At 28.6% G+C, this 24,990-nt stretch carries 26 protein-coding genes; 1 reads left to right on the plus strand and 25 read right to left on the minus strand.

Going from position 1 to position 24,990, the window contains the following annotated elements; all coding sequences use genetic code 11:
- Positions 1–9: 9 nt before the first annotated feature.
- The 4 genes from KQI89_RS03255 to dapF form a co-directional block, all read right to left on the minus strand.
- Positions 10–1,179: a type II secretion system F family protein gene (locus KQI89_RS03255; protein ID WP_216455878.1), complete on the minus strand. Its 1,170-nt coding sequence runs from the start codon at positions 1,177–1,179 to the stop codon at positions 10–12.
- On the minus strand, positions 1,172–2,665 hold the full coding sequence (locus KQI89_RS03260) for a GspE/PulE family protein (RefSeq protein WP_216455880.1): 1,494 nt from the start codon (positions 2,663–2,665) through the stop codon (positions 1,172–1,174). The genes KQI89_RS03255 and KQI89_RS03260 overlap by 8 nt, the downstream gene beginning before the upstream one ends.
- Positions 2,666–2,773: 108 nt before the next feature.
- Positions 2,774–3,835 carry a hypothetical protein gene (locus KQI89_RS03265; RefSeq protein ID WP_216455881.1) on the minus strand — a complete coding sequence of 354 codons (1,062 nt, stop codon included), beginning with the start codon at positions 3,833–3,835 and terminating at the stop codon, positions 2,774–2,776.
- 20 nt (positions 3,836–3,855) lie between these two features.
- Positions 3,856–4,683: a diaminopimelate epimerase gene (gene dapF / locus KQI89_RS03270; protein ID WP_216455882.1), complete on the minus strand. Its 828-nt coding sequence runs from the start codon at positions 4,681–4,683 to the stop codon at positions 3,856–3,858.
- A gap of 170 nt (positions 4,684–4,853) precedes the next feature.
- Here dapF and KQI89_RS03275 point away from each other — a divergent pair, with 170 nt between their 5' ends.
- Positions 4,854–6,575 (plus strand): Rqc2 family fibronectin-binding protein, encoded by a 1,722-nt coding sequence (locus KQI89_RS03275; RefSeq protein WP_216455883.1) that lies wholly within the window; start codon positions 4,854–4,856, stop codon positions 6,573–6,575.
- Positions 6,576–6,706: 131 nt separating this feature from the next.
- Here KQI89_RS03275 and uraA read toward each other — a convergent pair whose 3' ends face one another.
- The 21 genes from uraA to KQI89_RS03380 form a co-directional block, all read right to left on the minus strand.
- Complete coding sequence (gene uraA, locus KQI89_RS03280; protein WP_216455885.1) at positions 6,707–7,975, minus strand: uracil permease; 1,269 nt, start codon at positions 7,973–7,975, stop codon at positions 6,707–6,709.
- A gap of 81 nt (positions 7,976–8,056) precedes the next feature.
- Positions 8,057–8,596 (minus strand): bifunctional pyr operon transcriptional regulator/uracil phosphoribosyltransferase PyrR, encoded by a 540-nt coding sequence (gene pyrR / locus KQI89_RS03285; RefSeq protein ID WP_032121700.1) that lies wholly within the window; start codon positions 8,594–8,596, stop codon positions 8,057–8,059.
- 166 nt (positions 8,597–8,762) lie between these two features.
- Positions 8,763–9,677: an RluA family pseudouridine synthase gene (locus KQI89_RS03290; RefSeq protein ID WP_216455886.1), complete on the minus strand. Its 915-nt coding sequence runs from the start codon at positions 9,675–9,677 to the stop codon at positions 8,763–8,765.
- Entirely contained in the window at positions 9,677–10,123 is a 447-nt protein-coding gene (gene lspA, locus KQI89_RS03295) for a signal peptidase II (RefSeq protein WP_032121702.1), read from the minus strand. Before lspA ends, KQI89_RS03290 begins: the two co-directional genes overlap by 1 nt.
- A gap of 19 nt (positions 10,124–10,142) precedes the next feature.
- Positions 10,143–10,748: a TraR/DksA family transcriptional regulator gene (locus KQI89_RS03300; protein WP_216455888.1), complete on the minus strand. Its 606-nt coding sequence runs from the start codon at positions 10,746–10,748 to the stop codon at positions 10,143–10,145.
- 102 nt (positions 10,749–10,850) lie between these two features.
- Positions 10,851–12,155 (minus strand): 3-phosphoshikimate 1-carboxyvinyltransferase, encoded by a 1,305-nt coding sequence (gene aroA, locus KQI89_RS03305; protein ID WP_216455890.1) that lies wholly within the window; start codon positions 12,153–12,155, stop codon positions 10,851–10,853.
- A gap of 165 nt (positions 12,156–12,320) precedes the next feature.
- Positions 12,321–13,103: a 3-deoxy-7-phosphoheptulonate synthase gene (aroF, locus tag KQI89_RS03310; RefSeq protein ID WP_216455892.1), complete on the minus strand. Its 783-nt coding sequence runs from the start codon at positions 13,101–13,103 to the stop codon at positions 12,321–12,323.
- Entirely contained in the window at positions 13,096–14,190 is a 1,095-nt protein-coding gene (gene aroB, locus KQI89_RS03315) for a 3-dehydroquinate synthase (RefSeq protein WP_032121706.1), read from the minus strand. The genes aroF and aroB overlap by 8 nt, the downstream gene beginning before the upstream one ends.
- A gap of 56 nt (positions 14,191–14,246) precedes the next feature.
- Positions 14,247–14,840, minus strand: coding sequence for a DivIVA domain-containing protein (locus KQI89_RS03320; protein ID WP_032121707.1), 594 nt, complete (start codon positions 14,838–14,840; stop codon positions 14,247–14,249).
- 14 nt (positions 14,841–14,854) lie between these two features.
- Entirely contained in the window at positions 14,855–15,622 is a 768-nt protein-coding gene (locus KQI89_RS03325) for a YlmH family RNA-binding protein (protein ID WP_216455894.1), read from the minus strand.
- 5 nt (positions 15,623–15,627) lie between these two features.
- Positions 15,628–15,924 carry a YggT family protein gene (locus KQI89_RS18125; protein WP_216456654.1) on the minus strand — a complete coding sequence of 99 codons (297 nt, stop codon included), beginning with the start codon at positions 15,922–15,924 and terminating at the stop codon, positions 15,628–15,630.
- Entirely contained in the window at positions 15,911–16,372 is a 462-nt protein-coding gene (locus KQI89_RS03335; RefSeq protein ID WP_032121709.1) for a cell division protein SepF, read from the minus strand. Before KQI89_RS03335 ends, KQI89_RS18125 begins: the two co-directional genes overlap by 14 nt.
- 17 nt (positions 16,373–16,389) lie before the next feature.
- The gene (locus tag KQI89_RS03340) at positions 16,390–17,046 is read right to left on the minus strand and encodes a YggS family pyridoxal phosphate-dependent enzyme (RefSeq protein ID WP_216455896.1); all 657 of its coding nucleotides are present in this window, start codon (positions 17,044–17,046) and stop codon (positions 16,390–16,392) included.
- 81 nt (positions 17,047–17,127) lie between these two features.
- Complete coding sequence (locus tag KQI89_RS03345; protein WP_032121711.1) at positions 17,128–17,865, minus strand: DUF881 domain-containing protein; 738 nt, start codon at positions 17,863–17,865, stop codon at positions 17,128–17,130.
- 42 nt (positions 17,866–17,907) lie between these two features.
- Positions 17,908–18,246 (minus strand): small basic family protein, encoded by a 339-nt coding sequence (locus KQI89_RS03350; RefSeq protein ID WP_216455897.1) that lies wholly within the window; start codon positions 18,244–18,246, stop codon positions 17,908–17,910.
- A 14-nt stretch (positions 18,247–18,260) separates the two neighbouring features.
- Complete coding sequence (locus tag KQI89_RS03355; protein WP_032121713.1) at positions 18,261–18,983, minus strand: DUF881 domain-containing protein; 723 nt, start codon at positions 18,981–18,983, stop codon at positions 18,261–18,263.
- A gap of 14 nt (positions 18,984–18,997) precedes the next feature.
- On the minus strand, positions 18,998–19,774 hold the full coding sequence (locus tag KQI89_RS03360; protein ID WP_032121714.1) for a cell division protein FtsQ/DivIB: 777 nt from the start codon (positions 19,772–19,774) through the stop codon (positions 18,998–19,000).
- Positions 19,775–19,942: 168 nt separating this feature from the next.
- Positions 19,943–21,049, minus strand: coding sequence for a stage V sporulation protein E (gene spoVE, locus KQI89_RS03365; RefSeq protein ID WP_032121715.1), 1,107 nt, complete (start codon positions 21,047–21,049; stop codon positions 19,943–19,945).
- Positions 21,050–21,070: 21 nt separating this feature from the next.
- Positions 21,071–22,033 carry a phospho-N-acetylmuramoyl-pentapeptide-transferase gene (gene mraY, locus KQI89_RS03370; RefSeq protein ID WP_032122777.1) on the minus strand — a complete coding sequence of 321 codons (963 nt, stop codon included), beginning with the start codon at positions 22,031–22,033 and terminating at the stop codon, positions 21,071–21,073.
- Positions 22,034–22,077: 44 nt separating this feature from the next.
- Positions 22,078–23,466, minus strand: a complete 1,389-nt coding sequence (locus tag KQI89_RS03375) for a UDP-N-acetylmuramoyl-tripeptide--D-alanyl-D-alanine ligase (RefSeq protein ID WP_216455899.1) — start codon at positions 23,464–23,466, stop codon at positions 22,078–22,080.
- Positions 23,467–23,476: 10 nt separating this feature from the next.
- A complete protein-coding gene (locus KQI89_RS03380; RefSeq protein WP_216455900.1) occupies positions 23,477–24,949 on the minus strand; it encodes a UDP-N-acetylmuramoyl-L-alanyl-D-glutamate--2,6-diaminopimelate ligase in 1,473 nt (490 codons plus the stop codon).
- Between the last annotated feature and the right edge of the window lie 41 nt (positions 24,950–24,990).

Below are 24,990 nucleotides of genomic sequence, written 5' to 3' on the forward strand. Positions count from 1 at the left end.
GATTATAATCTAATAAAGAGATGTAAGACTATCCATCATAGGTAAAACTAATATAATTATTAAGATCAAAACCATAGAGCCTATTATAATTATGGACATAGGTTGAATCCGATTTATCTTTTTTTCTATATTTTTTTCATAATTAAACATAAGTATATCTTCAATATAATTTAAACTCTCTTCTAAATTTCCACTTTCCTCCCCTACCTCCAATATAGATAAAGAAATTGAATTTAATAAATTTGATTTCTTAAAGGCTTTACATAAACTCTTTCCACTTTTTATATCAGATATTATTACATCTATATTCTTTTTATATATAGGATTATCTATAATATCAGCACATCTTTCTAAGCTATTTATAATAGTATTTCCTGAAGTTATTAATGTCTTTAAGCTTGTAACAAATTTAATATTATAGAAATCTCTTAATATCTTTATTCTCATGGTTATTCCATATTTTATATTATTATTTTTGTAGTTTATACATATCATTAGTAATAATAATAAGCTAATCGCTAATATTACATACCACTTATCTATTATTAAATTACTCATAGTTATAAAGGCTTTGGTGTAAATAGGTAATCCTTCTAAAGTTTCATCTAACAAATTAATAAAAGAAGGTACTATTTGTACCGTTATAAAAAAGAACATCATAATAGTAGAAAGTAATAGTATTATTGGATAAGACAAGGAATTTTTTAGTTTTTCTTTTAATTTTTCCTGCTTATAATAATATTTACTAAGTGTATCGAAACTATTTTCTAAATTTCCACTTTCTTCTCCAACTTTTATCATTTGTATAAAAATTTTAGGATATACCTGTGAATATTGAGAAAAGCTATCACTTAAACTTTTTCCATCCTTTAAATGTACACATACACCTAAAATACTTTCTTTAATTTTAATATTTTGATTTTCATGTGATATTATATTTAATGAATTAAAAATATTTACTCCTGAGCGAAGCATAATACTTAGATTTTGGCATAAAATCCCTAAATCCTTATAGGAAGGCTTCTTTAAAAGGTCTTTGAAATCTATGGATTTATAGTATTTACATAAATAATAGCCCTCTCCCTTTAATACTGATCTAAGGTTTTCTTTCTCTCCTATAAATCTTCCAAACTTCTTCTTTCCTTGCAAATCGTATGCTTTATAATAGTATTTATTCATTTAGCATGATCCTCTGTTGGCTTATAATTGGAACAAGCTGATTATAATCAATTACTCCATCTAATAATAACTTTTTATATTGATATAAAAGATTATTTTCCTCAATGTTACCTACTCCATCTCTAAATTCTCTTATGTCTTTACATGTTTGTAACCTTTTCTTTTTTTCCTCATCTAAATATAATGTTTCGCTAGCTAGTACCCTACCTAGGTATCCAGTATTTCTACATATACTACAGCCTCTAGCCTCATAATAATCTTCGCACATATCAATATCTAAAATCTTACCTTGATAATCCTTTATTTTAGAAATTGTTTTACAATGAGGACATAGTTTTTTTATAAGTCTTTGTGAAACTATCCCTAATAAAGAGTCCATCATTATATATCTTTTTATACCCATTTCTGAAAGCCTATATAGTGCTCCTATAGAATCATTAGTGTGGAGTGTAGAAAGCACCTTATGACCCGTTATCGCAGCCCTTGAGGCTATTTGAGCTGTTTCCTCATCTCTTATCTCCCCAATCATTATCACATCGGGATCCTGTCTTAGAAGGCTTCTTAACCCTGTAGAAAAATGAATGCCGGCTTTAGGATTTACATTTATTTGATTTATTCCTTTTATACTATATTCTACTGGATCTTCTATGGTTGTAATGTTTATATTTTCTTGATTTAATTTATTTAACATACTATATAAAGTTGTAGTTTTACCGCTACCAGTAGGTCCAGTTACCAAAATCATCCCATATTGTGAATTTAACATAGAGTTTATTAGTTTCAATTGATCTTTACAAAATCCCAAACTTTCTAAGTGATTAAAATTTGATTCCTTGTACAAAATTCTCAAAACTAACTTTTCTCCATTTATTGTAGGTATTGAAGAAACTCTTATATCATGACCTATATCTTTAATATTAAAGTTTATTTTTCCATCTTGAGGTATTCTTTTTTCAGCAATATTCATATTAGATAGTAATTTTATTCTTATGATTAAACTCTCTAACACTGCTTTAGGCATTTTAATAAACTCAAAGAGGCTCCCATCTTTTCTAAACCTAATAGATATTTCATTTTCTTTTGGTTCAATATGGATATCACTAGCCTTTATTTTAATAGCCTCTTTTATAATATCTTCCACTAATCTAGATGCTGGTGAATCTTTATTTTTAGAAAAATCACTACTAGGTTTGAATTTTTCTCTATTATCATTTACTAACTCTTCTATAGAATTATCTTTGATATCATTGCCATAGTATAAAGATAATCTCTCTAATATGCTTTCTTTATCCATAATATGAACTTGCACATTTTTTTTGTATAAAAATTTTACATAATTAATAGCAACTATATTATTTTCATCATTTATGCCTAAATAAATAGTTTCTCTATCTATCATTAAAGGAACCATAAGATTATCATAAGCCATACCTTTTGGTATAAGGTTTACTATATTGGAACTAAGCTCTGACTTGATTACTTTCATGTTTTTACCTCCATCAATGATTTATCTATGATTCTTAACAATTATTTACTTTTTATACATAAAAATAGAGAATATTTCTATACAGAAATATTCTCTATTAACCTTTTATTATAATTCTCTTTTGTACATGTGATAATTTCCTTCTTTATCTATTATTAAATTCACTGAATTATCTTGTTTTTTTATCATATATACTTTAGACTCTTCCTTATTCTTATCATATCCTAAAAAATACACATTACCATTTTCATCTGATGCCATTCCTCCAGAATCATTTATATTTTTAGGAAAATCATATATCATCCTCTTTACACTTTTATCTGATTCTAGTTTATATATAGAACTTTTTCCATTAATATCTTCTGCCATAATAAATATACTTTCTTCATATTTTAGTGAATAAAATACCTTAGAAATTTTTGACTCAACTAAATTATATTCTTTGTTTTCAATGTTAAATATCCCTAACTCATAGTGGTCTCTTTTAAAATTCATTACCATAAAATTTTCTTTATCTAAAGCTTGTAAGTATACAATAAATCCATCTTCAATAGGTGCTATTAAATCTTCTTTATTATTTTTAAAGTCGTATTTAAATAAGCCCTTTAGATTAGATTCCTTACCCCTAGATCCATAATAAACTAGATTATTCTCATCTATCCAATCATATACATTACCTGAGATTACTACTTCAGTATTTATGCGTTTCTCTTTGTTTTCAGCAACATCATATATCATAACACCTTTTACACTATCATAACTATCTTCTTCAAAGGCCCTATATGCAATCTTATTTCCATCTTTAGATAACTTTATATCTAAATAACTATGGTGCTTATTTACCTCTATTAATCCCTTCCCTTTTTTCCTTATAATAAGGCTGTTATCTGGTAGCTCATTCCCTTCACTTGTTCCCTTTAAATATACAATAGTATCTTTTGTATATTTAAAATCTTCTATTCCTTTTACATCTTCTATATATTTCTTTTTTCCTTCTGCAAAATTGTATGCCTTTACAATCCCTTCTGAGGACTCCATCAATGTAACACTGGAAAAACTTTCATAGTTATAATCTATAGGCACATTTTCTTCACCACTGTATTTTTTATTACATCCAATTAAAAATACAGATAGAATTAAAAGTATATAAGTTTTAAGTTTTCTCCTCACTATTATTACCACCAGTCATATTAATACTCCATTAAAAAAAATCCTTCAAATACATCTTTGGCATTTCCAATCATATATATACCTTGGTCTTCTATCTTAACTTTTAGTTCTCCACCATCTACAATAACTTTTACTTCATTATCTATATATCCCAATAAATGTGCAACATAAGCTGAAGCACAATTTCCCGTTCCACAGGCTAAAGTTGCTCCTGCCCCTCTCTCCCAAGTTTTAACTTTAATATTTTTTCTATCTATTATTTCACAAAAATCAACGTTTGTCTTTTCAGGAAAAATAGAGTATGATTCTATTAATCTTCCTTCTTCTATATTATATTTATCCAATCTATCTATAATAACTGTATGAGGTACACCCATATGAAGAGAAGTTATCTCATATTTTTTACCCTCTATCTCAATAGATTTACTTATTATTATATCTTCAGATAATGCTGGAATATCAGAAGGTTTTAAAGATGGCTTTCCCATATATACAATTATCTCTTTTACCTTATCCTCTTCTATTATAAGATTAATTTCCTTTATTCCATCACCAGTTTTTATATTTATTTTTGACTTTTTAACTATATTTTCATCATAGACATATTTAGCAAAACATCTTATACCATTACCACACATAGAAGCAAAGGATCCATCAGAATTAATAATAACCATTTCTATATCTGCTTCTTTACAATGTCTTACTAATAGTATTCCATCTCCTCCAACTCCAAAATTTCTATGGCAAAGTTTTAAAGCAATTTCCGCCTCTTTTCCTTTAAACATATTATTCAAGTCTTCAATTACTATAAAGTCATTTCCATTTCCATGCATCTTTTTAAATTTCAATTATATCCCTCCTCTTTATATTTTTTATATTCTTCTTTATAATATAATACTATACATATATAAATAAATCGTAAAATTTGTATTACATTTAGACAACTTTCCTAACTATTGATATAATTAACATATTCACAGTTAAATACTTAATGTTTTTTAAGAAAGGAAGTTTATTTATGGCTTTAGATGGAATATTTCTACAAAGTTTAGTTCATGAATTAAAAGATGAAATATTAAATTGTAAAATAGATAAAGTTAATCAACCTGAAAAAGATGAAATTACTTTAACCCTTAGAGGACCTAAGGGAAATAGAAAACTACTGATAAGCTCAAGTCCCAATTATCCAAGAATTCATCTTACAGAGGAACCGAAAACTAATCCCGCTCAACCTCCAATGTTTTGTATGTTATTAAGAAAGTACTTAATCGGTGGAAGAATAAGGGACTTACTTCAGCTTAACAATGATAGAATACTACTTATGAATATAGAAAACACTGATGAATTAGGTTTTGACAGTATGTATTCATTAGTGGTTGAAATTATGGGACGACACAGTAATATTACCCTTGTAAGACAAAGAGATTCTATGGTTATGGATTCAATAAAACATATAACTCCAGAGATTAATAGCTATAGAAGCCTTTATCCTGGTATAAAATATAAATATCCACCTTCTTCAGATAAATTTAACCCTTTGTCCTTCATTAAAGATGATTTACTAGAGTATATAAAATCCAACGAAATAATATTATCCCATAATACTGCTTCAAATTGTTTTACTGGAGTAAGTAAGTTATTATCTAAAGATTTATATAATAAATATATTTCTGTAAAAGAAACAGAAGAAAACATCAATTTATATGTTGAAATATGCAATGACTACTTTAATAAGGTAAAATCTAAAGACTTCCAATTCTTAAGTTACATAGAAGAAGGAAGCCCTAAAGATTTCTATTGCATAGACCTAATCACCATGATAAATTATACTAAAAAATCTTACGAATCACCATCAAAATTATTAGAAGACTTTTATAAAGAAAAGGATAGAAGTGATCGTATTCATGGTAGAAGCACAGAATTATTAAAGTTAATTCATACTAATTTAGATAGATGTAACAAAAAAATTCAAATTTTAAAATCCACCTTAAAAGATTGCGAAAATAAGTCTGACTACAAAATCAAAGGGGAACTTCTCACTGCAAATATATATAGTATAAAACCTGGTATGAAGAAGGTAAATTTATTAAATTATTATAGTGATAAAGAAGAGTATCTAACAATTGAATTAGATGAAAATAAATCTCCATCAGAAAATATACAATATTATTATAAAAGATATAATAAATATAAAAAATCTGAAGAGGCTGCAAAGGAGCAACTTTTAGTTGCTGAGGATGAAATTAAATATTTGAATTCTGTTTTAAGTAATTTGATTAATATAGAACATTATGACGAAATTCATGACATAAAATCTGAGCTTATTGAATCTGGTTATATCAAATATAGAGGTTCTAAAAAGGGAAAACAAAAACCTTCAAAGCCTCTACACTTTATTTCTAGTGATGGCATAGATATTTACGTAGGTAAAAATAATATACAAAATGACTATCTAACTCTTAAGTTTGCCAATAGGCAAGATACTTGGCTACACACTAAAAATATTCCTGGTTCTCATGTAATAATAAAAGGTGAAAATATTCCTGAAAGCACCCTTTTAGAAGGAGCTACATTAGCTGCCTATTATAGTAAATCTAAAGACTCTTCCAATGTTCCTGTAGACTATACTTTAGTTAAAAATGTAAAGAAACCCTCTGGTGCTAAACCAGGTATGGTAATATATTATACTAATAAAACTATATATATAACTCCTAAAGAGATTAACTTAAAAAAGTTATAAAATAAATAATAGCTTGCATGTATATGCAAGCTATTATTTATAAAATATTTATATTCATTATGTAATATAGACTTTTTAATTCTAATCCTTATAGATTTATTATCAATAAGTCACTTTTCTTTATATAAAAATTATTCTTCTGTTTTACTCTTTTCAGGTAATACTAAATTTAATATAATTCCTACCACTGTAGCTAAAGCAACACCTGATAATTCTATGCCTTTAAACTGTATTACAGCACCGCCTATGCCTAGTACTATTATAACAGAGCATATTATAAGATTTTTTTTCATACTAAAATCAATTTTATTCTCTACAAACACTCTAAATCCTGATGAAGCTATTATTCCAAATAATAATGTAGACACTCCACCCATTACTGGTAATGGAATATTGCTTATTATTGCTGATACAGGTCCAATAAAGGATAGTACTATAGCCACAATTCCTGCCCAAGCTATTACCCATACACTGTATACTTTAGTTATAGCCATGACGCCTATATTTTCACCATAAGTTGTATTAGGAGGTCCTCCTACTAAACCAGCAAATATTGTTGCAACCCCATCACCTAAGATAGATCTATGAAGTCCTGGCTCCTTTGTAAAATCTCTTCCGCATACATTGTTGGTTACATATACATGTCCAATATGTTCAGCTAAAGTTACGAAGGCTACTGGTGCCATTAAAAGTATAGCATTCCAATTAAACTTTGGCGCCATAAATGTTGGTATTTGAATAAGTTTTGCAGTTTTTATCATTTCTAAAGATTGTTCTGGTATTACACCTAAAATCAAGGCTAGTATATATCCTACTACCATAGACATAAGTATAGGAATTACTCCTAAAAATCCTTTAAAGTACATACTTCCAAAAATACCTATCCCTAGAGTTACTAAAGCAACTAATATCCAAGCTCCCCTAGATACTCCAGCCATAGCTTCCGTAGTAAAGTTTGGGTTTAATCCAGACCAATTTATAGCTACTCCTGCAAGTGCCAATCCAATTACTATAACTACAGAACCTACAACTATAGGTGGCAGAAGTTTATCTAACCACTTGGTACCTGTAAACTTTATTATAGCTGCAACTATTACATAAATAACCCCTGCTGCTATGATTCCTGAAAGCATAGATTCTCTACCATATTGAGCTGATGCTGAAAGCATAGGTGCAATAAAAGCAAAGGATGATCCTATGTAAGCAGGTAATTTAGCCTTAGTACAAAATATATATAAAATTGTACCCACACCACTACAGAAAAGTGCCAATGAAGGATTTGTATTAGTTAACATAGGAACTAAAATTGTTGCTCCTACCATTGCAAATAAATGTTGAAAGCTTAATGGCAAAGTCTTTAACATAGGTAATCTTTCTTCTACATCTACATAATTTTTCATATTATTCCTCCTCTTTTTAACCTCACTGGATTATTTTAAAAGATTTATATAAAGAAAATCTTTTAATGTAATTTTATATTTTTAGTCTAAATCATAAATTTTAACTGAATCCTGATGATCTATTTCTTTTATTTCTACAGATACCATTTCAGCTTTTGATGTAGGTATATTTTTTCCTACATAATCAGCTCTTATAGGTAATTCTCTGTGACCCCTGTCTATTAATACAGCTAGTTGAATACACTTAGGTCTACCATTATCAACAATAGCATCTATAGCTGCTCTAACAGTTCTTCCTGTATAAAGCACGTCATCTACTAATATAACCTTTTTATCTTTTACCTCAACCCCTAAATTTTTATCATTTATTCTAGGGTTATCGTTTAAATCTGTAAGATCATCTCTATATAAGGTTATATCTACAGCTCCTACTGGCACTGTTATACCTTCAATGTTTTTTATATTTTCTGCTATCCTTAGAGCTAATGGATAACCTCTCCTTTTTATTCCCACTAAGACAATATCCTCTACCCCTTTGTTCTTTTCTAATATTTCATGGGATACTCTTATGAGACTTCTTTTTATAGCATTCTCATCTAATAAAGTTGCCTTCAAATTCATAAGTAATCTCCTTTCACTTTATAAATAAAAAATCGTCCTACCTTTAAAAGATAAGACGCATAAAATCAAGTTCTTTAAATGATATAATTACCTTGTGGCGCCTTTGGATCTCTCTGGATCATTTTAAAGGTTATCTGTCACTGATTATATCACTTTACTTTAATGTTTACAAGTAATTTCTTAATATATTTAATATATTAGTAAAATATCCTGGAAGTTCAGAATTAAATTCCATATATATCTTTTTAGTTGGGTGTATAAATCCCAAAGATTTAGCATGAAGCATTTGACCATTTACCTTAAACCTTTGTTTTTTATGTCCATACACTGGATCCCCTACTAGGGGGTGTCCTATATACGCCATATGTACCCTAATTTGATGTGTTCTTCCCGTTTCTAAATTACATTTTACTAAAGTGTGTCTTTCATATCTTTCTAAAACTTCATAGTGAGTTACAGCCCTTTTTCCCTCTTTAACTACAGCAAACTTTATCCTATCTACAGGGTGCCTACCTATGATAGTATCTATGATTCCACTATCCTTTTTTACTATACCTTCTACTAATGCATAGTATTCCCTTTTTATTGAATGAACCTTAAATTGTTCTGCTAAAGCTTTATGAGAATTATCGTTTTTTGCTATAACTAATACTCCTGAAGTATCTTTATCTATTCTATGGACAATTCCAGGTCTTACTACGCCATTTATACCAGATAAATCCTTGCAGTGACTTAATAAAGCATTTACAAGGGTACCAGTATATACCCCTGTAGCTGGATGAACTACCATTCCTTGTTTCTTATTTATCACAATAACATCACTATCTTCATAAAGTATATCTAAGGGTATTTCTTCTGCCTTTATACAAAGTTCCACCGGATCTTGTATGATTACCTTAATGGTATCTCCTTCTTTTACCTTATAATTACTTTTAATACTTTTCCCCTTTACTAAAACCTTCTCTTCTTCAACAAGTCTTTGTATATATGATCTGGATTTATCTTCTAAAATATCAAAAAGATACTTATCTATTCTAATACCTTCATTTTCTTTTTCTACAATAAATATGTTTTCCTCCATTATTCCCCATCCTTTATTATGAATATTGCTAATAAGAAAGTTCCTATAACTACAAATATGTCCGCAAAATTAAATGTTGGAAAATAATACATATCCTTGTAATGAAAAACAATAAAATCCACTACATATTTATAATATAACCTATCTATAAGATTTCCTATTGCTCCAGATATCACTAAAGCTAATGCAACTCTTAATATAAAAGACTTGGGTTTATATTTAACTAGATAAAAAATCAATATAGATACAATAATAATGGTTATTAAAGACAATAACATAGTTTTATGTTGGAAAATCCCAAAAGCTGCACCTCTATTTTCTAAATAGGATAAAGTAAAAAAATTTTTAATTATAACTTTATCAGCACCATTAGCTAAATTACCTATAGCCCATATTTTTGTAAATCTATCAATTAATACACCTAAAATAATAATAATTATCTCCAATACTCCATCCCCCATTAAATTAGTCTGGCAATCCCGCTTTATATTGCTGATTGCTTATTTTTTCAATCCACTCTACCTCATAGTCATTTTCATCATCATCTTCTTCATAATAATCTTCTAAGTTTTTTATCTTATTAAAGGATTGAAGTTGATTCATTGCATCCTCTCTTTTATATCCTAATCCATAAGGCTCATTAAGTTCTCTATAATCATAATCTCTATTTGAATTAATAGAAATATCTCCTTTTAAACCTTCTTTAACACTTATTTCATTTTGACAATCAACACAATATATAGCATAAGGAACAACTTCTAACCTCTCTTTATTTATATTCTTTCCACAATGTTTACAAATACCATACTCTTTATTATCTATGGATGTTAGTGCTTTATCAATTTTATTTATTAATGAAATTTCATTTTCTTTAAGAGCTTTTCCCCTCATAATATCATTCATCTCCGAGCCTTGATCAGCGGGATGATTATCGTAAAATGACAACTCCGAAGAGAATTCTTCCCTAGAATTTGTAAACTCCATTTCTTTATCCCCATGAATTACATCAAGTATGCTTTCTCTTTCCCTTAATAGCTTTTTTCTATAATATTCTAATAACTTTTTATCCATTCTTATTTTCCTCCTAAAATAACATATATACTTATTCTGTGGAAAATAAGAATTTTTATAACTATTTTATATTAATATTTCACTTATATATTTAAGACTATTTTAAATGTAATCTATATTTAAAAATTTACTGAAAAATTTTATATTCTCTGGAAAAGAAATGTTAGTGCATTGCCAATGCTTAATTCTGGTAGTTTTTAAGTTTCTAATAGACAAAACTGCAAAAGCCATGGCTATTCTGTGATCTTTTTCAGTTTCAATGGTTACATCTTTATTTATATATCCACTTTTCCCTTCAATAAATAAATCCCCTTTTTCATACCATGCCCTTATTCCACATAGACTTAGATTATTAATAATCCCATTTAACCTATTGCTTTCTTTTACTTTTAGCTCATCTACTGCCCTAATAACTGTAGTTCCTTGGCTAAATGCAGCTAAAACACTTAACATTGGGATTTCATCTATAATATTAGGAGTATCATAAGAAAGTACTTCTACAGCTTTCAATTTGCTACTTGTTACCCTTATATCACCAACAAGCTCTCCACTCTTATTTAACTTATTTTCTACTTCTATATTAGCCCCCATACTTATTAAAATATCTATAAATTTGCTTCTTCTAGAATTTATAAGTACTTCCTTTATGCTTATACTAGATTTTTCAGATAGTATACATAATCCTATAAGAAATGCTGCTGAGGATATATCCCCAGGAATATAAATATCCCTTGATGTCAGTATAGATTTTTCTAAGGATATAATATCTCCCTGAACTTTAATATTTGCTCCTAAATATTTCATCATAATTTCTGTATGATCTCTAGTATTTAAATTTTCTTTTATAACAATATTTTTTGAAGCTACTAAAGCTGCTATCAATAAAGCAGATTTAACCTGAGCAGAAGCTACACTCATGAAATACTTCATATCCTTTAATACCGATGTATTTGTGGTTTCAATAGGAAGCTTATCCTCACTAGATTTTATATTTCCACCCATTAACTCTAAAGGCTCTATAACTCTTTTCATAGGTCTTTTACTAAGAGATTCATCTCCTATCAATGTGGATTTTATATTTGCACCACATAAGAGTCCTAATAGTAGTCTTACAGTTGTTCCAGAATTATTACAATTCAATATACCAGCATCTTTTTTAAAATTCTCTACACCAGGACTGATTATAGAAATAACATTATTATTTCCATACACAGCCTTCACTCCCAATGTTTTCATAATTTCTAAGGTAGTAATGCAGTCTTCACTTTTAGGGAAATTATATATATTGTAATTTCCCTTAGAAATAGATCCTATTATAAGGCTCCTATGTGCAATGGACTTATCTCCAGGTAAATTTATTATTTTTTTATGTACATTTTTTTTAAAACCATTTATATTTATATCCATATTACTCCCCTTAAATATGCTTAATTTATCACATTGCTGCTACTTTAATACTTCCGCTTGTTGTATTAAAGTAGAGATAAATACTGCTATCTATGTATATAATCTCTTCTAAATCTCAGATAACAGAGATATTCCTAATAAGCAAACCCCATCTGAGCCTAGGAATCACTTAATTTTATTAATTATATCACATAAAGTATCTACGGATATAGTTTGTTTAGCGTCAGAAATAGACTTGTCAGGATTTAAATGACTTTCAATAATAAGACCATCTGCCCCTGCAGCGATGGAGGCTAGAGACATTGGATAAACTAACTCTCTTACGCCCGTTCCATGGCTAGGATCCACAATAATAGGTAATCTATAGTTATTCTTTATAAAAGCCACTGCATTTAAATCTAGAGTATTTCTTGTATAAGGTTCAAAGGTTCTAATACCCCTCTCACAGAATATAACATTTTCATTTCCACCACTTAATATGTACTCTGCAGCACATAGCCATTCTTTTATGGTAGCACTTATTCCTCTTTTTAATATTACCGGAGTTTTTAGCCTACCAATTTCTTTTAACAAGCTATAATTATACATGTTTCTAGATCCCACTTGTATAACATCTATATATTCAAGAGATTTTTCTATATCCCTAGGATCCATAATTTCTGTAGATATTGGAATATTAACCTCTTCTCTCACAGCTTTTAATATTTCTAAGCCCTTTTCTTCTAGCCCTTGGAAATCATAAGGAGATGTTCTAGGCTTAAAAGCTCCACCTCTTAATATATTTACACCGCAACTTTTTAGCTTTTTAGCTAATAAAATCATTGTATCATAGTCCTCTACAGCGCAAGGTCCAGAAATAACAACCTTTTTTTCCCTACCAATATCTATATCTTTTACTTTAACTATGATAGGGTCACCGCTATTTTTATGACTCAACAAATTATCCATATATTTTATCACCTTCTATGCTCTCTTTGATAGCTCTTATTAAATCCTCTTCTTCTACTTTAACCCCTATTTCATAACTTCCTAAAAAATTTATTAATACAAATCTTATAGAAGAATCATTTTTCTTATCTCCTTTAATAGTATGAATTAATTTATCCATATTATTTATTTTATAGTATTTATTCATTCCTATCAAATCATAAATTTCTTCAATGTAGCTATATGTTTTTTTATCTAGAGATAACTTATATTCAGATATCTTTAAAGCTACTAATATTCCTAAGGCTACTGCTTCACCATGTGAAATATTATATTGTGAATCTACCTCTATAGCATGCCCTACAGTGTGGCCGAAGTTTAATAAATTTCTAAGTCCCTTATCTCTAAAATCCTTAGAAACTACCTTCCTCTTTATAGAAACACATTTTTCTACTAGTTCAAGCATAGTATTTTTATTTAACTTCTTAATGTGTTCAATATTTATTTGAAAATATTCTAATAAATCTTTATCATCTATAATACAATATTTCACAATCTCTCCAAAACCACTTAGTACCTCTTTTTTATCTAATGTATAAATAAAATCTATACATATTATTACTTCTAGTGGATTATAAAACATTCCAATATAATTTTTAAAATCACTAAAATTATAACCTACTTTTCCTCCAACACTACTATCTACTTGAGAAATTATTGTGGTAGGTATATTTATATATCTAATCCCTCTCATATAAGTTCCTGCTACAAATCCAACTAAGTCTCCTAATATACCTCCTCCTAGAGAAATTAGGATAGCGTCATTTTTAGCAGCATTTTCTATTAAAAACTCATATATTTCATTTATTGAATGTATATTCTTGTTTACTTCCTTGCACTTCACAGAAAATGAATTTTTCACAAAATTATTTTTTATTTTTTCTATAATATCCTTATAATCTTCTTTTAGGCTTTTGTCATATATAAGAAACATATCTGAATTTTCTTCTTTTTTTATATGTTCTAACCTTTTAGTTATATCATCAAATTTATCTGCAATATATATATCATAGGGAATCAATGAATCCCTTACCATTTTCTTATACATTTTTAATCCTCCTAATTTAAGAATAAAAAAACTCACTCATAAAAGAGTGAGATTGATTAGCTATTTTTAGCAAAAAAACTTTTAATGGCATTTAAGTCATCAGAGCTTACAGCCTGTTCCTTTAACACTTCAACTTCTTTATTATCAATTTCTTCAAGAGAAGTCTCCTCTACAGGAACCCCCACATTATAATTTTTAACAAAATCTTTTTCAAGATCATCAAAAGTCTCTAGTTGTACATTCATAAAATTCCTAAATTTAGCTCTAAACTTAACAAAATCTTGCTTTAACTTTTCATATTCATCACTAATACCAATAACATCATTGTGTGCTTTATCTAATATTTTTTGTGCAGTTTCATTGGCACTTCTTATTATAATATCTGCCTCTTTTTGTGCACTATTTTTAGCTTGCTCTGCAGCGTTTTGAGCTAACACTAAGGTATTCTGTATTGTAGATTCTATATTAGAATAATGATCTATTTTTTCATTCATCACTGACATTTTTTCTTTAAGTATGGAATTTTCTTTAAATATTCCTTCATAATCCTCTACAACTTTATCAAGAAATTCATCTACCTCTTCTGGATCATACCCTCTAATTACTTTTTTAAATTCCTTATTATTGATATCCATTGGAGTTAATTTCATAAGTCATCACCCCGTCAAATATATTTTTTTATTTCTATTTTTAATCTACCGCTTCCAGTAGTGCCTACTATTTCTCCAATTTTATACTTACCATGTCCTCTTATAGTTATAGTATCCCCTGATTTGATTTCTTCACTTTTTTCATAACACTCTATATAATCTAAAAATACTTTTCCAGACCTTATGTATTGCTCACTTTTATTCCTAGATAAATTCGTAATTGAGCTAATTATAACATCCAATCTATTTGAGGAAGCTAAATATACATTTTTATCAAAAGAATATTCAGGTATATCCTCCTCTTTACTAATCTTATCTATTTCACAAGGACACCTACCTATATTTTTTAAATTAATAAGTATATAATCTAATATATCTTCCATTACAGGCACATAGCATTGATTATCTTTTAAAACAAGATCTCCAAGCTTGCTACGCTTTATACCAAGAGACATTAATGAACCTAAATAATCTTTATGTAAAAGTTCATTAAACTTGGATTTATTAGTAATTCTAATAATTTCAATAGGATAATTAGATTCGTAATTATTATTAAATCTAATTATCCTTCTTTCAGCATCTTCAAACCCACCAAAAGTGCAACAAGGCATATTTATCTTATAGCAGTACTCCTTAACCTTCTTCCAAAGATTTGGTGTTAAAAATTCATTTGTATAAACTACTGTTAAGCTTCTATCAGCTAAAATTATTTTATCATAAATATTTGAAATAGCTCCTATATCATCATCGCCTAAAAATTTTATAAAATCATTCTTATTCATAATTACTATATAATAGGCATAATTACTTTTTGCAATAAATATATTATAGATATAACTATAACAGGCGAAAAATCTATAGGAAAGTTAGGATACACTTTCTCCTGTAGTGCCTTAGCTGGTCTTAACAGCGGATCTGTTAGTACTCTTACTATTTCTAAAAATTTATTTCTTTGATTTTGAAAAATAAAGGATAAAATAACTTCTAAAAATATAACATACTCAATAACGGTAAATAATATTTTAAAAAAAATTCTTAAAATAAATATTACTCCCTTCCGGTTTAAGGTACTATTTAGCCCAATTAAATAATCCCTTACTTAATTCTGTCTTTAATTCATTGGTAACTTCAACATTTGAAGGTGATAAAATATATACTCCCCTTTCAACCTCTTGAAGTTCTCCTCCTAAAGCATAGCTAGCTCCACCCATAAAATCTAATAGCCTTTGGGCAGTTTTAGGTTCTAATGAAGTAGTATTAACAACCACTATTTTACGATTTTTTAAGTCATCACATATATCCGTTGCTTCTTCATACACTGTAGGCTTTGTTATAGTAACCTTAGCTGAAACAGCTGTATGTATGCTCACTACCTTACCTTGATTTTTTTTGCTAGTACTTGCTGGAATAGCTGGTTGAACCTCTTCTCTTTCAAATTCCTCTGCTCCATCCATTTCCTCATCATATTCTTCATCATACTCATCTTCTAATCCTAGAAAACCCCAAACTTTATTTAACACTTTAGCTGCCATTTAAATCCCTCCCAAACTTAATATACTCTTTTACCAAAAATGCCTTCACCGATTCTTACCATATTGGAACCGCATTGAATAGCCACAGCATAATCTCCGCTCATCCCCATAGATAAGTATTCCATAGTTACATTTGAAAACTGCCTATCTTTAAGATTACTCCATATATCTTTCATTTTATGAAAATAAAATTTAGAAGATTCTTCGTCCCCTTTAGGTATTATAGCCATCAAACCTTTTACTTTAACAAAATCACATTTTTCTACCTCTGAAACTAGGTTCTCTAAATCTTCTATTAAAATGCCATGTTTACTTTCTTCTTTTCCTATATTGATTTCGATAAGTACTTCAGCAATTTTATTTTTACTTTTATATTGTTTTTCTATTTCCCTTAGTAGTCTAATACTATCCAAAGAATGAATAAGACAAACCTTATCCACGATATTTTTCACCTTATTCCTTTGGAGATGTCCTATGAAATGCCATTTTATATCCTTCGGCAAACTTTCATGCTTTTCTAAAAGTTCTTGTACTTTATTTTCTCCAAAATCTCTTATCCCCAAATTATAAGCTTCCAATAAGTCTGCCACAGGTTTTGTTTTACTAACAGCGATGAGAGTTACATCTTTTGGTATTTGATTTGTAATTTCTTTTAAGTTATCTAAGATGTTCAATTGTATCGTCTCCTTTGATAACCGTTATAAGGTTTATATTCTTCAAAAATTTAAAAAATCCTTCAAAATCAAAATAAATAATTATTTATTTTTAGCATTAATTAAATAGTTTACTTTTAACTCCCCTATATAGCCTGGAATATTTATCTCCTCTTTCTCTTCAAAAGAGACATTTATCCCTCTACCTTGCAATCTTTTAATATAAGTATCATTAGACCCAAAATAAGTCCTAAACTTATCCATGCTTCCAATAACATCTATATAAAATGGTGCAGGAAGTTTAACTCCATTAATACTTATAAAGGCTGAGCTACAATATACTTCCGAATTATTCATTAACCTTTGGCCATTTATGGATATAGCCTCTGCCCCTGAACTCTTTAGTTCATTTATAAGCTGAATTAAATCTGTATTATGAAAAGTTCTCATATACCTTAATAAAGGATCTTCTATATCAGGGTTAAGTTCATTAAATCCATCGGTTATAGTTACTTCTATCCCCTCTCCTTGAACTTGCTTATACCCTAAAATAGTTTTATTACTTTCTAATTCATCCATAATAGTTTCAATTACTTTATCATTTTTATTTTGTGATTCGTCTTTATAAGAATTTAGTTTTTTATAATTATCATAATAGTCTTCTTTTAAGTCTGAAATTTCTCTATACAATTTATTTCGTCTATTATAGGCCTCTTGATATTCTTTCGTACTTATATACTCTCTTTCAGTGGCTGTATTCAAATGTATATTAAAAGATATAAGAACTCCAATTATAATAGCAGCTACAAAAACGAATATTTTCCCTTCATTGAGCTTCAATAAAATCACCCTTTGGATTTAAAAATTAATTATATAATAATATTAATGTGACTTAGCTTTTTCAAGTAATAACCTTCTTATTATAGCAAAGTTATCAAATATCCTTCCACCAAACACTATTACTGCTGCTATATACATAGGTATACCTAGCCTATCTCCTAAGTATGCCAAACCAGCAGCTAGTGCGGCATTACCAAAGGATCCAGAAATAAATATATCAGCCTGAAAATTTTTAGACAGATAAGCCCTTATAGCCCCAAATACGGAGTCCAAACACGCTAATATAGCAACAGATATATATGGGGAAAATTTATCTGGTATATTAACATTCCAAAATATACCGATTAATACACCAATTAAAAGTCCTATGAATGCAATCACTTTACCACTCCTAACTATTTTACAGGTTTCATATATTCATATTTATAAGATTTATTAAATTTAGATATTTTCACATCATCAGCAGTTTTGATATCTATATTATAATTTTCTAAATTTTGATAGTGAAAAACACCTGCAAAATTAACTCCACCTTCTAGAGTTTTTTTATTTCCTATAGCTTTTATCACTATTCTTTCTCTTGGAGATATTTTTTCATCATTTATTAAAATAAAGCTATTATTAGATGAACTCTTTATTCCAGTTTGTAGAGTGACTCTTTTATCATTTATAGATATAGCTTCTGCACCTGAAAAATTCAATTCATTTATTATATATACTAGTTCATCATCTGTTATATAAGATGTATTAGTATTGCTAGAAAACACTGGATCTTTAGGGCTAAGATATAATATTACCCCAGGTCCTGATACATCTGAACTTCCTAGTATTAACCTACTATCATCTAACTGTTTTTTTAATTCTTTTGTCACATCATTATCTTGGGTAGCCCTATCTTCATACTTTTTTAATTGTGCAGATACTTCATTATTTTTCTTCTCTAACTCCTCCTTTTGTTTTTGAAGTCTTTCTACCTCTGCAATTATCTCTTCTTGATTGTAATTATTAGTCTGTAACTGCTTATCTTGCCCTCCTAAAAGCCTAAATTGATAAGCTAATAAAAATCCAAGCAATGCACATACTACAGCCACAGTTATTTGAGATCCAATTTTCTTCACGCTACCACCTCTTCCTATTGTTGTACAAATACTACAGGATTACCCTTAAAACTAACATCTATGTATCCATTAGATTGACTTAATTCTGGCTTAGCTAAAATTATATTAATTGCCTTATTTAATTTTTCTTCTATACCATCACTAGTTCCTATGACTATACACATGTTATTATGATAAACTTTAATAGCTAAAACATCCTTTATATCTATAGATGTTATATCTATGCCAGAGATATTATTTTCTATTAAGGTTGAAAATATATTGATAATTTTACTTTTTCTATCATCTTCATTAAATATTTCCTTACCTACTTCTGCATTCTGGTAATCTAACCCTTCTATATGTATAAGATTCATATTGTTAATCTCACTTCTTGTTTCTAATAATTTTGACTCCTTATCTATTATAAAGTATTTATTATTATTTATTCCATAAAAAAAAGCACTTCTTTCCTTAACATCAAAAACAATTGTATTAGGAAGTCTTCTACTTATCTTTACGCTATAAACATAAGGATTGTTCTTTATGTTCCCTACGATTTTTTTAGTGTTTATATAAAAAATGTTATTTCCTTCTTTTATTTCAGACTTTTCTATTATTTCCTCTGAAGATATAACTTTATTTCCCTGAACTATCATATTTTTAATATTAAATATTGGTAATTTAAAGCATAGGGTAATTAATAAAGCAATTAAAAATATAAATAATATTAAAGCTTTTTTAATAGCTTTTTTTCTTCTTCTCTTTATTATTAGCTTATTATCTTCTTTACTTTTAACTATTTCTCCCATTCCAATCTCCTCATTTAAAGCTATTAAGATTCCTATTATTATAATACCATTAATACAAAGTAATTTCATTAATTTTTATATGATAAAAATAATCAAAGCTTATATACTAGCAATTGATCCAAAGAAATAAAAATTATTCCTATAAATCACTAGTACATAAGCTCATTTTTACACACTTTCTGTTTGTCGTGATATATTAAGTAAAATACCCATTGCCATCATATTAATTACCAAAGAAGATCCTCCATAACTTATAAATGGTAGTGGAACTCCTGTAACAGGCATAGATCCAGTAACTACCGCAATATTTATTATGGCCTGAACTGCAATTACTGATGTTATTCCTATTGCAAGTAAGGTTCCGTAGGTATCTTTTGTTTTAGACGCAACTCTTATACCCCTCCATATAAAAATTAAAAACAGTAATATTATAAACAAACATCCTATAAGTCCAAGCTCCTCACCAATAATAGCAAATATAAAATCATTGTGAGGTTCTGGCATATAATAAGCTTTTTGCCTTGACTTCCCAAGACCTAGACCTAATATCTTTCCTGAACCTAAAGCTAATAAAGATTGTATTAATTGATATCCATTTTTCGCCGGATCCTTCCAAGGATCTATAAAGTTTAATAATCTATCCCTTCTATAAGACTCCGAAAATATAAATAGAACCCCTAATGCAAAAAGCGAGGGTGTTACTATTCCAAAAAGGTGGAAGGCTCTTCCTCCAGCTACAAATAAAATTATAAGTGTAACTATCATTATAACCGAAGCTATACTTAAGTTTTTTTCTAATAGTATCATTCCAGCATAAAATCCTGAAACTAAAAGATATGGAAGTATTCCATACAAAAAACTTTTAACCTTTTCCCCTTTGTAATCTAAGCTTTTTGCCATATAAAGAACTACAACATATTTTACGATTTCTGAAGGTTGAAAGGAAGCTGGCCCAAGTCTTATCCACCTTTGAGCTCCATTAACATCTTCAAAGGCAAAAACAGCAAATAATAAGGGTATACATATTATCATAAGAAGTGTAGTATATTTTTTTAATTTATGATAATCATAATTCATAAAAATACACATAGTAATAATACCCAACACTGCAAAAGCACCTTGCCTTTTTAAATAAAACATACTATCCTTTTTACCATACAAGGATATATATGAACTTGCACTATAAACCATTACTACCCCTATAGCAAGAAGTAGTAGTATTGAAGCAAACATAACAAAATCTACTTGCCCTGTATTCTTTTTTCCTTTTTTCATAATATATCCTCCTTATTGTTTTTAAAAGGCAAGAAATGCTATTAAACATAGCAAAACTGTTATAATTGAAAAACTGCTTACTATCTTAGTTTCAGGCCAACCAATTTGCTCAAAATGATGATGCAATGGTGACATTTTGAATACTCTCTTTCCGGTAAGCTTAAAAGATGTAACTTGAATTATAACAGAAAGAGTTTCTGCTACATAAATCCCGCCTACTATACCCAATAGTATTTGTAACTTTAAAACCATGGCTACTGTAGCCACTGCTCCTCCTAAAGCTAAGGAACCTGTATCCCCCATAAATACTCTTGCTGGAAAAGCATTGAATCTTAAAAATCCTAATAAAGCCCCTGCAACAATAAGGCAAAATATAGAAAGAGTATAGTGACCCATGCCAAAGCTAACTAAAGCAAAAAAAGTTATAACCAATAATGTTACAGATGTAGCCAAACCATCAAGTCCATCTGTTAAATTTACTGCATTGGTTGCTCCTGAAAAATAAAACAACATAAAAGGAATATAAAGTATTCCAAAATCTATAGTTTTATTAGTAAAAGGAATAAATACTTCTGTACCAACCTTAGTATAAGCATAATAGGATAATATAGAAGAAACTATAAGAAGTAAAACCATCTTTTGTCTTGCTCTCAGTCCTAAATTGTCTTTACGTATTATCTTAAGAAGATCATCTAAAAATCCTATAAAACCATAAGCTATAAAGGCATACAATGCAACCATGGCCTCATCACTTGGCTTTCCTACCATTATAATCATAGAAATTAATGTAGCAATAATAAAAATTATTCCTCCCATAGTAGGAGTTCCTGCTTTTTTTTGATGAGATTTAGGACCGTCTTTCCTTATATTCTGACCAAATTTAAGCCTCGTAAGCATAGGAATAACTATAGGGGCTAAAATTGATACTATAATAAAACTAATTAATATAGAAAAAATATTATAAGAATTTAATAAATTGTTCATACTACCCATATTCATAACTTCGCTATATAAAGCTTCCCCCCTCTTTAGTTATATATCCTTTTTAAATTTTCAATTATCAACTCAAATTTCATTGACCTTGAAGCCTTAACCAAAACTAAATCACCTTTTTTTATTATTTTATCAATATTATTTAAAGCCTCTTCTGTATCCTTAAATAAAAATACACATCCCTCATTACCATAACCTTCGGCAATAGCATTAGAAAAATCCCCTACAGCAACTATGACGTCAATGTCTCTTATTCTTGCATAGTCTCCTATTTGTTTATGTGCTTCATAAGCATAATCTCCTAGCTCTTTCATTGTTCCTAAAATCGCAACTTTTCTACTAGCATTTAGATTACATTGAACATCTATAGCTGCCTTCATTGAATCAGGACTAGCATTATAACAATCGTTAATTATATCTAAGCTTTTTCCTTTTATTACATCCAATCTCATAGAAGAAATTTCTAAATTGTTTAATCCCTTTGCTATTTTTTCTTTATCTACTCCCATTAAATAAGCACAACTTATAGCTAAAAGAGCATTTTGTATATTATGTATTCCAGGTACAGGCAAAATTATCTTACCTAAAGATGTTTTTTTATAGATTAAAGAAAATTCACTGGAATCTTCTTTTAAAACAATCTCCTCAGCTTTAAAGTCACTATTATCATTTAAAATAGAAGTTTTTATTATATCATAACCTTCGTTATGAATATGAGACAACATAGGATCATCAGCATTAATTATTAATGTATTATCTTTATTGAAAAAGTCTGTTATTTCCATTTTAGCCTTTAAAATATTGTCTTTTGTTTTTAAATTTTCAATATGAGATATTCCTATATTAGTAATAAGGGCTATATCAGGTTTGGCCACTTCAGCTAAATTATGAATTTCATTTAGATTATTCATCCCTAGTTCTAATACAGCTATTTCATATGCACTATCCATCTCTAATATCATAAGAGGAAGTCCTATTTCGTTATTAAAATTGCCTTTAGTTTTAAAAACCTTGAATTTATCTCCTAAAGAAGCAGCCACCATATCTTTTGTTGTAGTCTTTCCTGTAGATCCTGTTATTCCTATAACTTTAATGTTCATGTTTTCTCTTTTATATTTTGCCATATCTAATAAAGCCCTTCTACAATCCTGAACTTTTATTATGGCAAAATTATCATGATTTTTTATAATATCCTCTTTGTCAAAAGTTACTTCATCTACAATACAAAGACTTGCTCCTTTACTTAGAGCTTCTTCAACAAAGTGGTTACCATTAAAATTATTGCCTTTTAATGCTATAAATATACTTTGACATTCTATGTTTCTTGTATCACTATTTATCTTATTAAAAAACACCTCTCCTTTGTGTATATAAACACTTCCTTTTGTACTTTTTAAAACATCATCAAAGGTTAAACCTATCATTATACAATACCTACTTTCTGCCGAATTTATTATTTAATACTTTCTCTACTATTTCTCTTTCATCAAAATGAATTGTTTTTTCTTTTAAAACCTGATAAGTTTCATGTCCCTTACCTGCAATTAATATGATATCTCCCTTTTTAGCTATGGAAATAGCCTTTTCAATAGCTTCTTCTCTATTTTCTATTGAGATACAATTTTTCCTACACTCTATACCTGATAATATATCTTCAATAATACTTCTAGGTTCCTCTGTTCTTGGATTATCTGATGTAATTATAGTTATATCGCTAAGTTTTGATCCTATTTCACCCATTATAGGTCTTTTTGTTTTATCCCTATCTCCACCACAGCCATATACACTTATAAGTCTACCCTCAGTAAGTTCTCTTAGACTTAAAAGTACATTTTCTAAGCCATCTGGAGTATGAGCATAGTCTAATATTATATCAAATCCTAACTCCTTATCCTTTGTCAATATCTCACATCTTCCGGGAACTACCACCTTTTTAAGTCCAGCTTTTATCTGCTCCATAGAGATACCTTCATTACAGCATATAGAAATAACTCCTAGACTATTATAAACATTATAATAACCTGGTATATCTACTTTAATATTTGATTCTTCACCTTCATAATTTATACTAAAACTAATTCCATCAGGATAATTTTTAATATTATAAGCTTTAAAATCTGAAAAATTTCTAATAGAATAAGTATTCTTTGTTGCGGAATTATTCAATATATCTTTTAAAATTTGCTTTCCATAGTCGTCATCTATATTTATAGATACATATTTAGAGTTTTTAAATAATTTCAATTTAGATTGGTAATAATTATCAAAAGTCTTATGAAAATCCAAATGATCTCGCGTAAGATTGGTAAAAATGGCGGACTTAAATGTAATTCCATAAACTCTATCTAAAGCCAAAGAGTGGGAAGAAACTTCCATCACACAATATTCTATCCCTTCTTCTACCATATGAGAAAACAAGCCATGTAGTTCTAAAGATTCTGGAGTAGTTCTCTCAGAAGGTAACTTACTTTTTCCTATGAAGTTTGCAATTGTTCCTATTAATCCAACTTTATATCCCGCTTCCTCCAATATACCTTTAATCATATAAGAAGCTGTAGTTTTGCCGTTAGTACCGGTTACTCCTATTAACTTTAATTTCTTCGAAGGATTTTCATAATAATTGGAGGAAACTATAGCTAAAGCTTTTCTTGTATCCTCTACTTTTATAACTGTAATATCTTTTCTCTTATCTATAATTTTTTCATCTTCTAAAACAATTACTTTTGCTCCTTTATCTATAGCGTCCTCTATATATAAATGCCCATCTACTTTGAGCCCTTTTATGCAAAAAAACATATCATTAGCATTAACCTTTTTTGAATTATACTGTATATGGTTTATTTTATCTTCAATATCTCCGCATATAACAGTGTATTCTAACCCATGAAGAATCTTTTTAATCTGCATTATTACATCTCCTTATCTATTAATATGCCTAATTAAATTCA

The sequence above is a fragment of the Clostridium simiarum genome (assembly GCF_018919175.1).
GTDB classification, from domain to species: Bacteria; Bacillota; Clostridia; order Clostridiales; family Clostridiaceae; genus Clostridium_L; species Clostridium_L simiarum.

Coding starts and splice junctions, on each gene's coding strand:
- KQI89_RS03255 (WP_216455878.1), bottom strand. CDS start 1,179: ATGAATAAATACTATTATAAAGCATACGATTTGCAAGGAAAGAAGAAG.
- KQI89_RS03260 (WP_216455880.1), bottom strand. CDS start 2,665: ATGAAAGTAATCAAGTCAGAGCTTAGTTCCAATATAGTAAACCTTATA.
- KQI89_RS03275 (WP_216455883.1), top strand. CDS start 4,854: ATGGCTTTAGATGGAATATTTCTACAAAGTTTAGTTCATGAATTAAAA.
- uraA (WP_216455885.1), bottom strand. CDS start 7,975: ATGAAAAATTATGTAGATGTAGAAGAAAGATTACCTATGTTAAAGACT.
- pyrR (WP_032121700.1), bottom strand. CDS start 8,596: ATGAATTTGAAGGCAACTTTATTAGATGAGAATGCTATAAAAAGAAGT.
- KQI89_RS03290 (WP_216455886.1), bottom strand. CDS start 9,677: ATGGAGGAAAACATATTTATTGTAGAAAAAGAAAATGAAGGTATTAGA.
- KQI89_RS03300 (WP_216455888.1), bottom strand. CDS start 10,748: ATGGATAAAAAGTTATTAGAATATTATAGAAAAAAGCTATTAAGGGAA.
- aroA (WP_216455890.1), bottom strand. CDS start 12,155: ATGGATATAAATATAAATGGTTTTAAAAAAAATGTACATAAAAAAATA.
- aroF (WP_216455892.1), bottom strand. CDS start 13,103: ATGGATAATTTGTTGAGTCATAAAAATAGCGGTGACCCTATCATAGTT.
- aroB (WP_032121706.1), bottom strand. CDS start 14,190: ATGTATAAGAAAATGGTAAGGGATTCATTGATTCCCTATGATATATAT.
- KQI89_RS03320 (WP_032121707.1), bottom strand. CDS start 14,840: ATGAAATTAACTCCAATGGATATCAATAATAAGGAATTTAAAAAAGTA.
- KQI89_RS03325 (WP_216455894.1), bottom strand. CDS start 15,622: ATGAATAAGAATGATTTTATAAAATTTTTAGGCGATGATGATATAGGA.
- KQI89_RS03335 (WP_032121709.1), bottom strand. CDS start 16,372: ATGGCAGCTAAAGTGTTAAATAAAGTTTGGGGTTTTCTAGGATTAGAA.
- KQI89_RS03360 (WP_032121714.1), bottom strand. CDS start 19,774: ATGGGAGAAATAGTTAAAAGTAAAGAAGATAATAAGCTAATAATAAAG.
- spoVE (WP_032121715.1), bottom strand. CDS start 21,049: ATGAAAAAAGGAAAAAAGAATACAGGGCAAGTAGATTTTGTTATGTTT.
- mraY (WP_032122777.1), bottom strand. CDS start 22,033: ATGAACAATTTATTAAATTCTTATAATATTTTTTCTATATTAATTAGT.
- KQI89_RS03375 (WP_216455899.1), bottom strand. CDS start 23,466: ATGATAGGTTTAACCTTTGATGATGTTTTAAAAAGTACAAAAGGAAGT.
- KQI89_RS03380 (WP_216455900.1), bottom strand. CDS start 24,949: ATGCAGATTAAAAAGATTCTTCATGGGTTAGAATACACTGTTATATGC.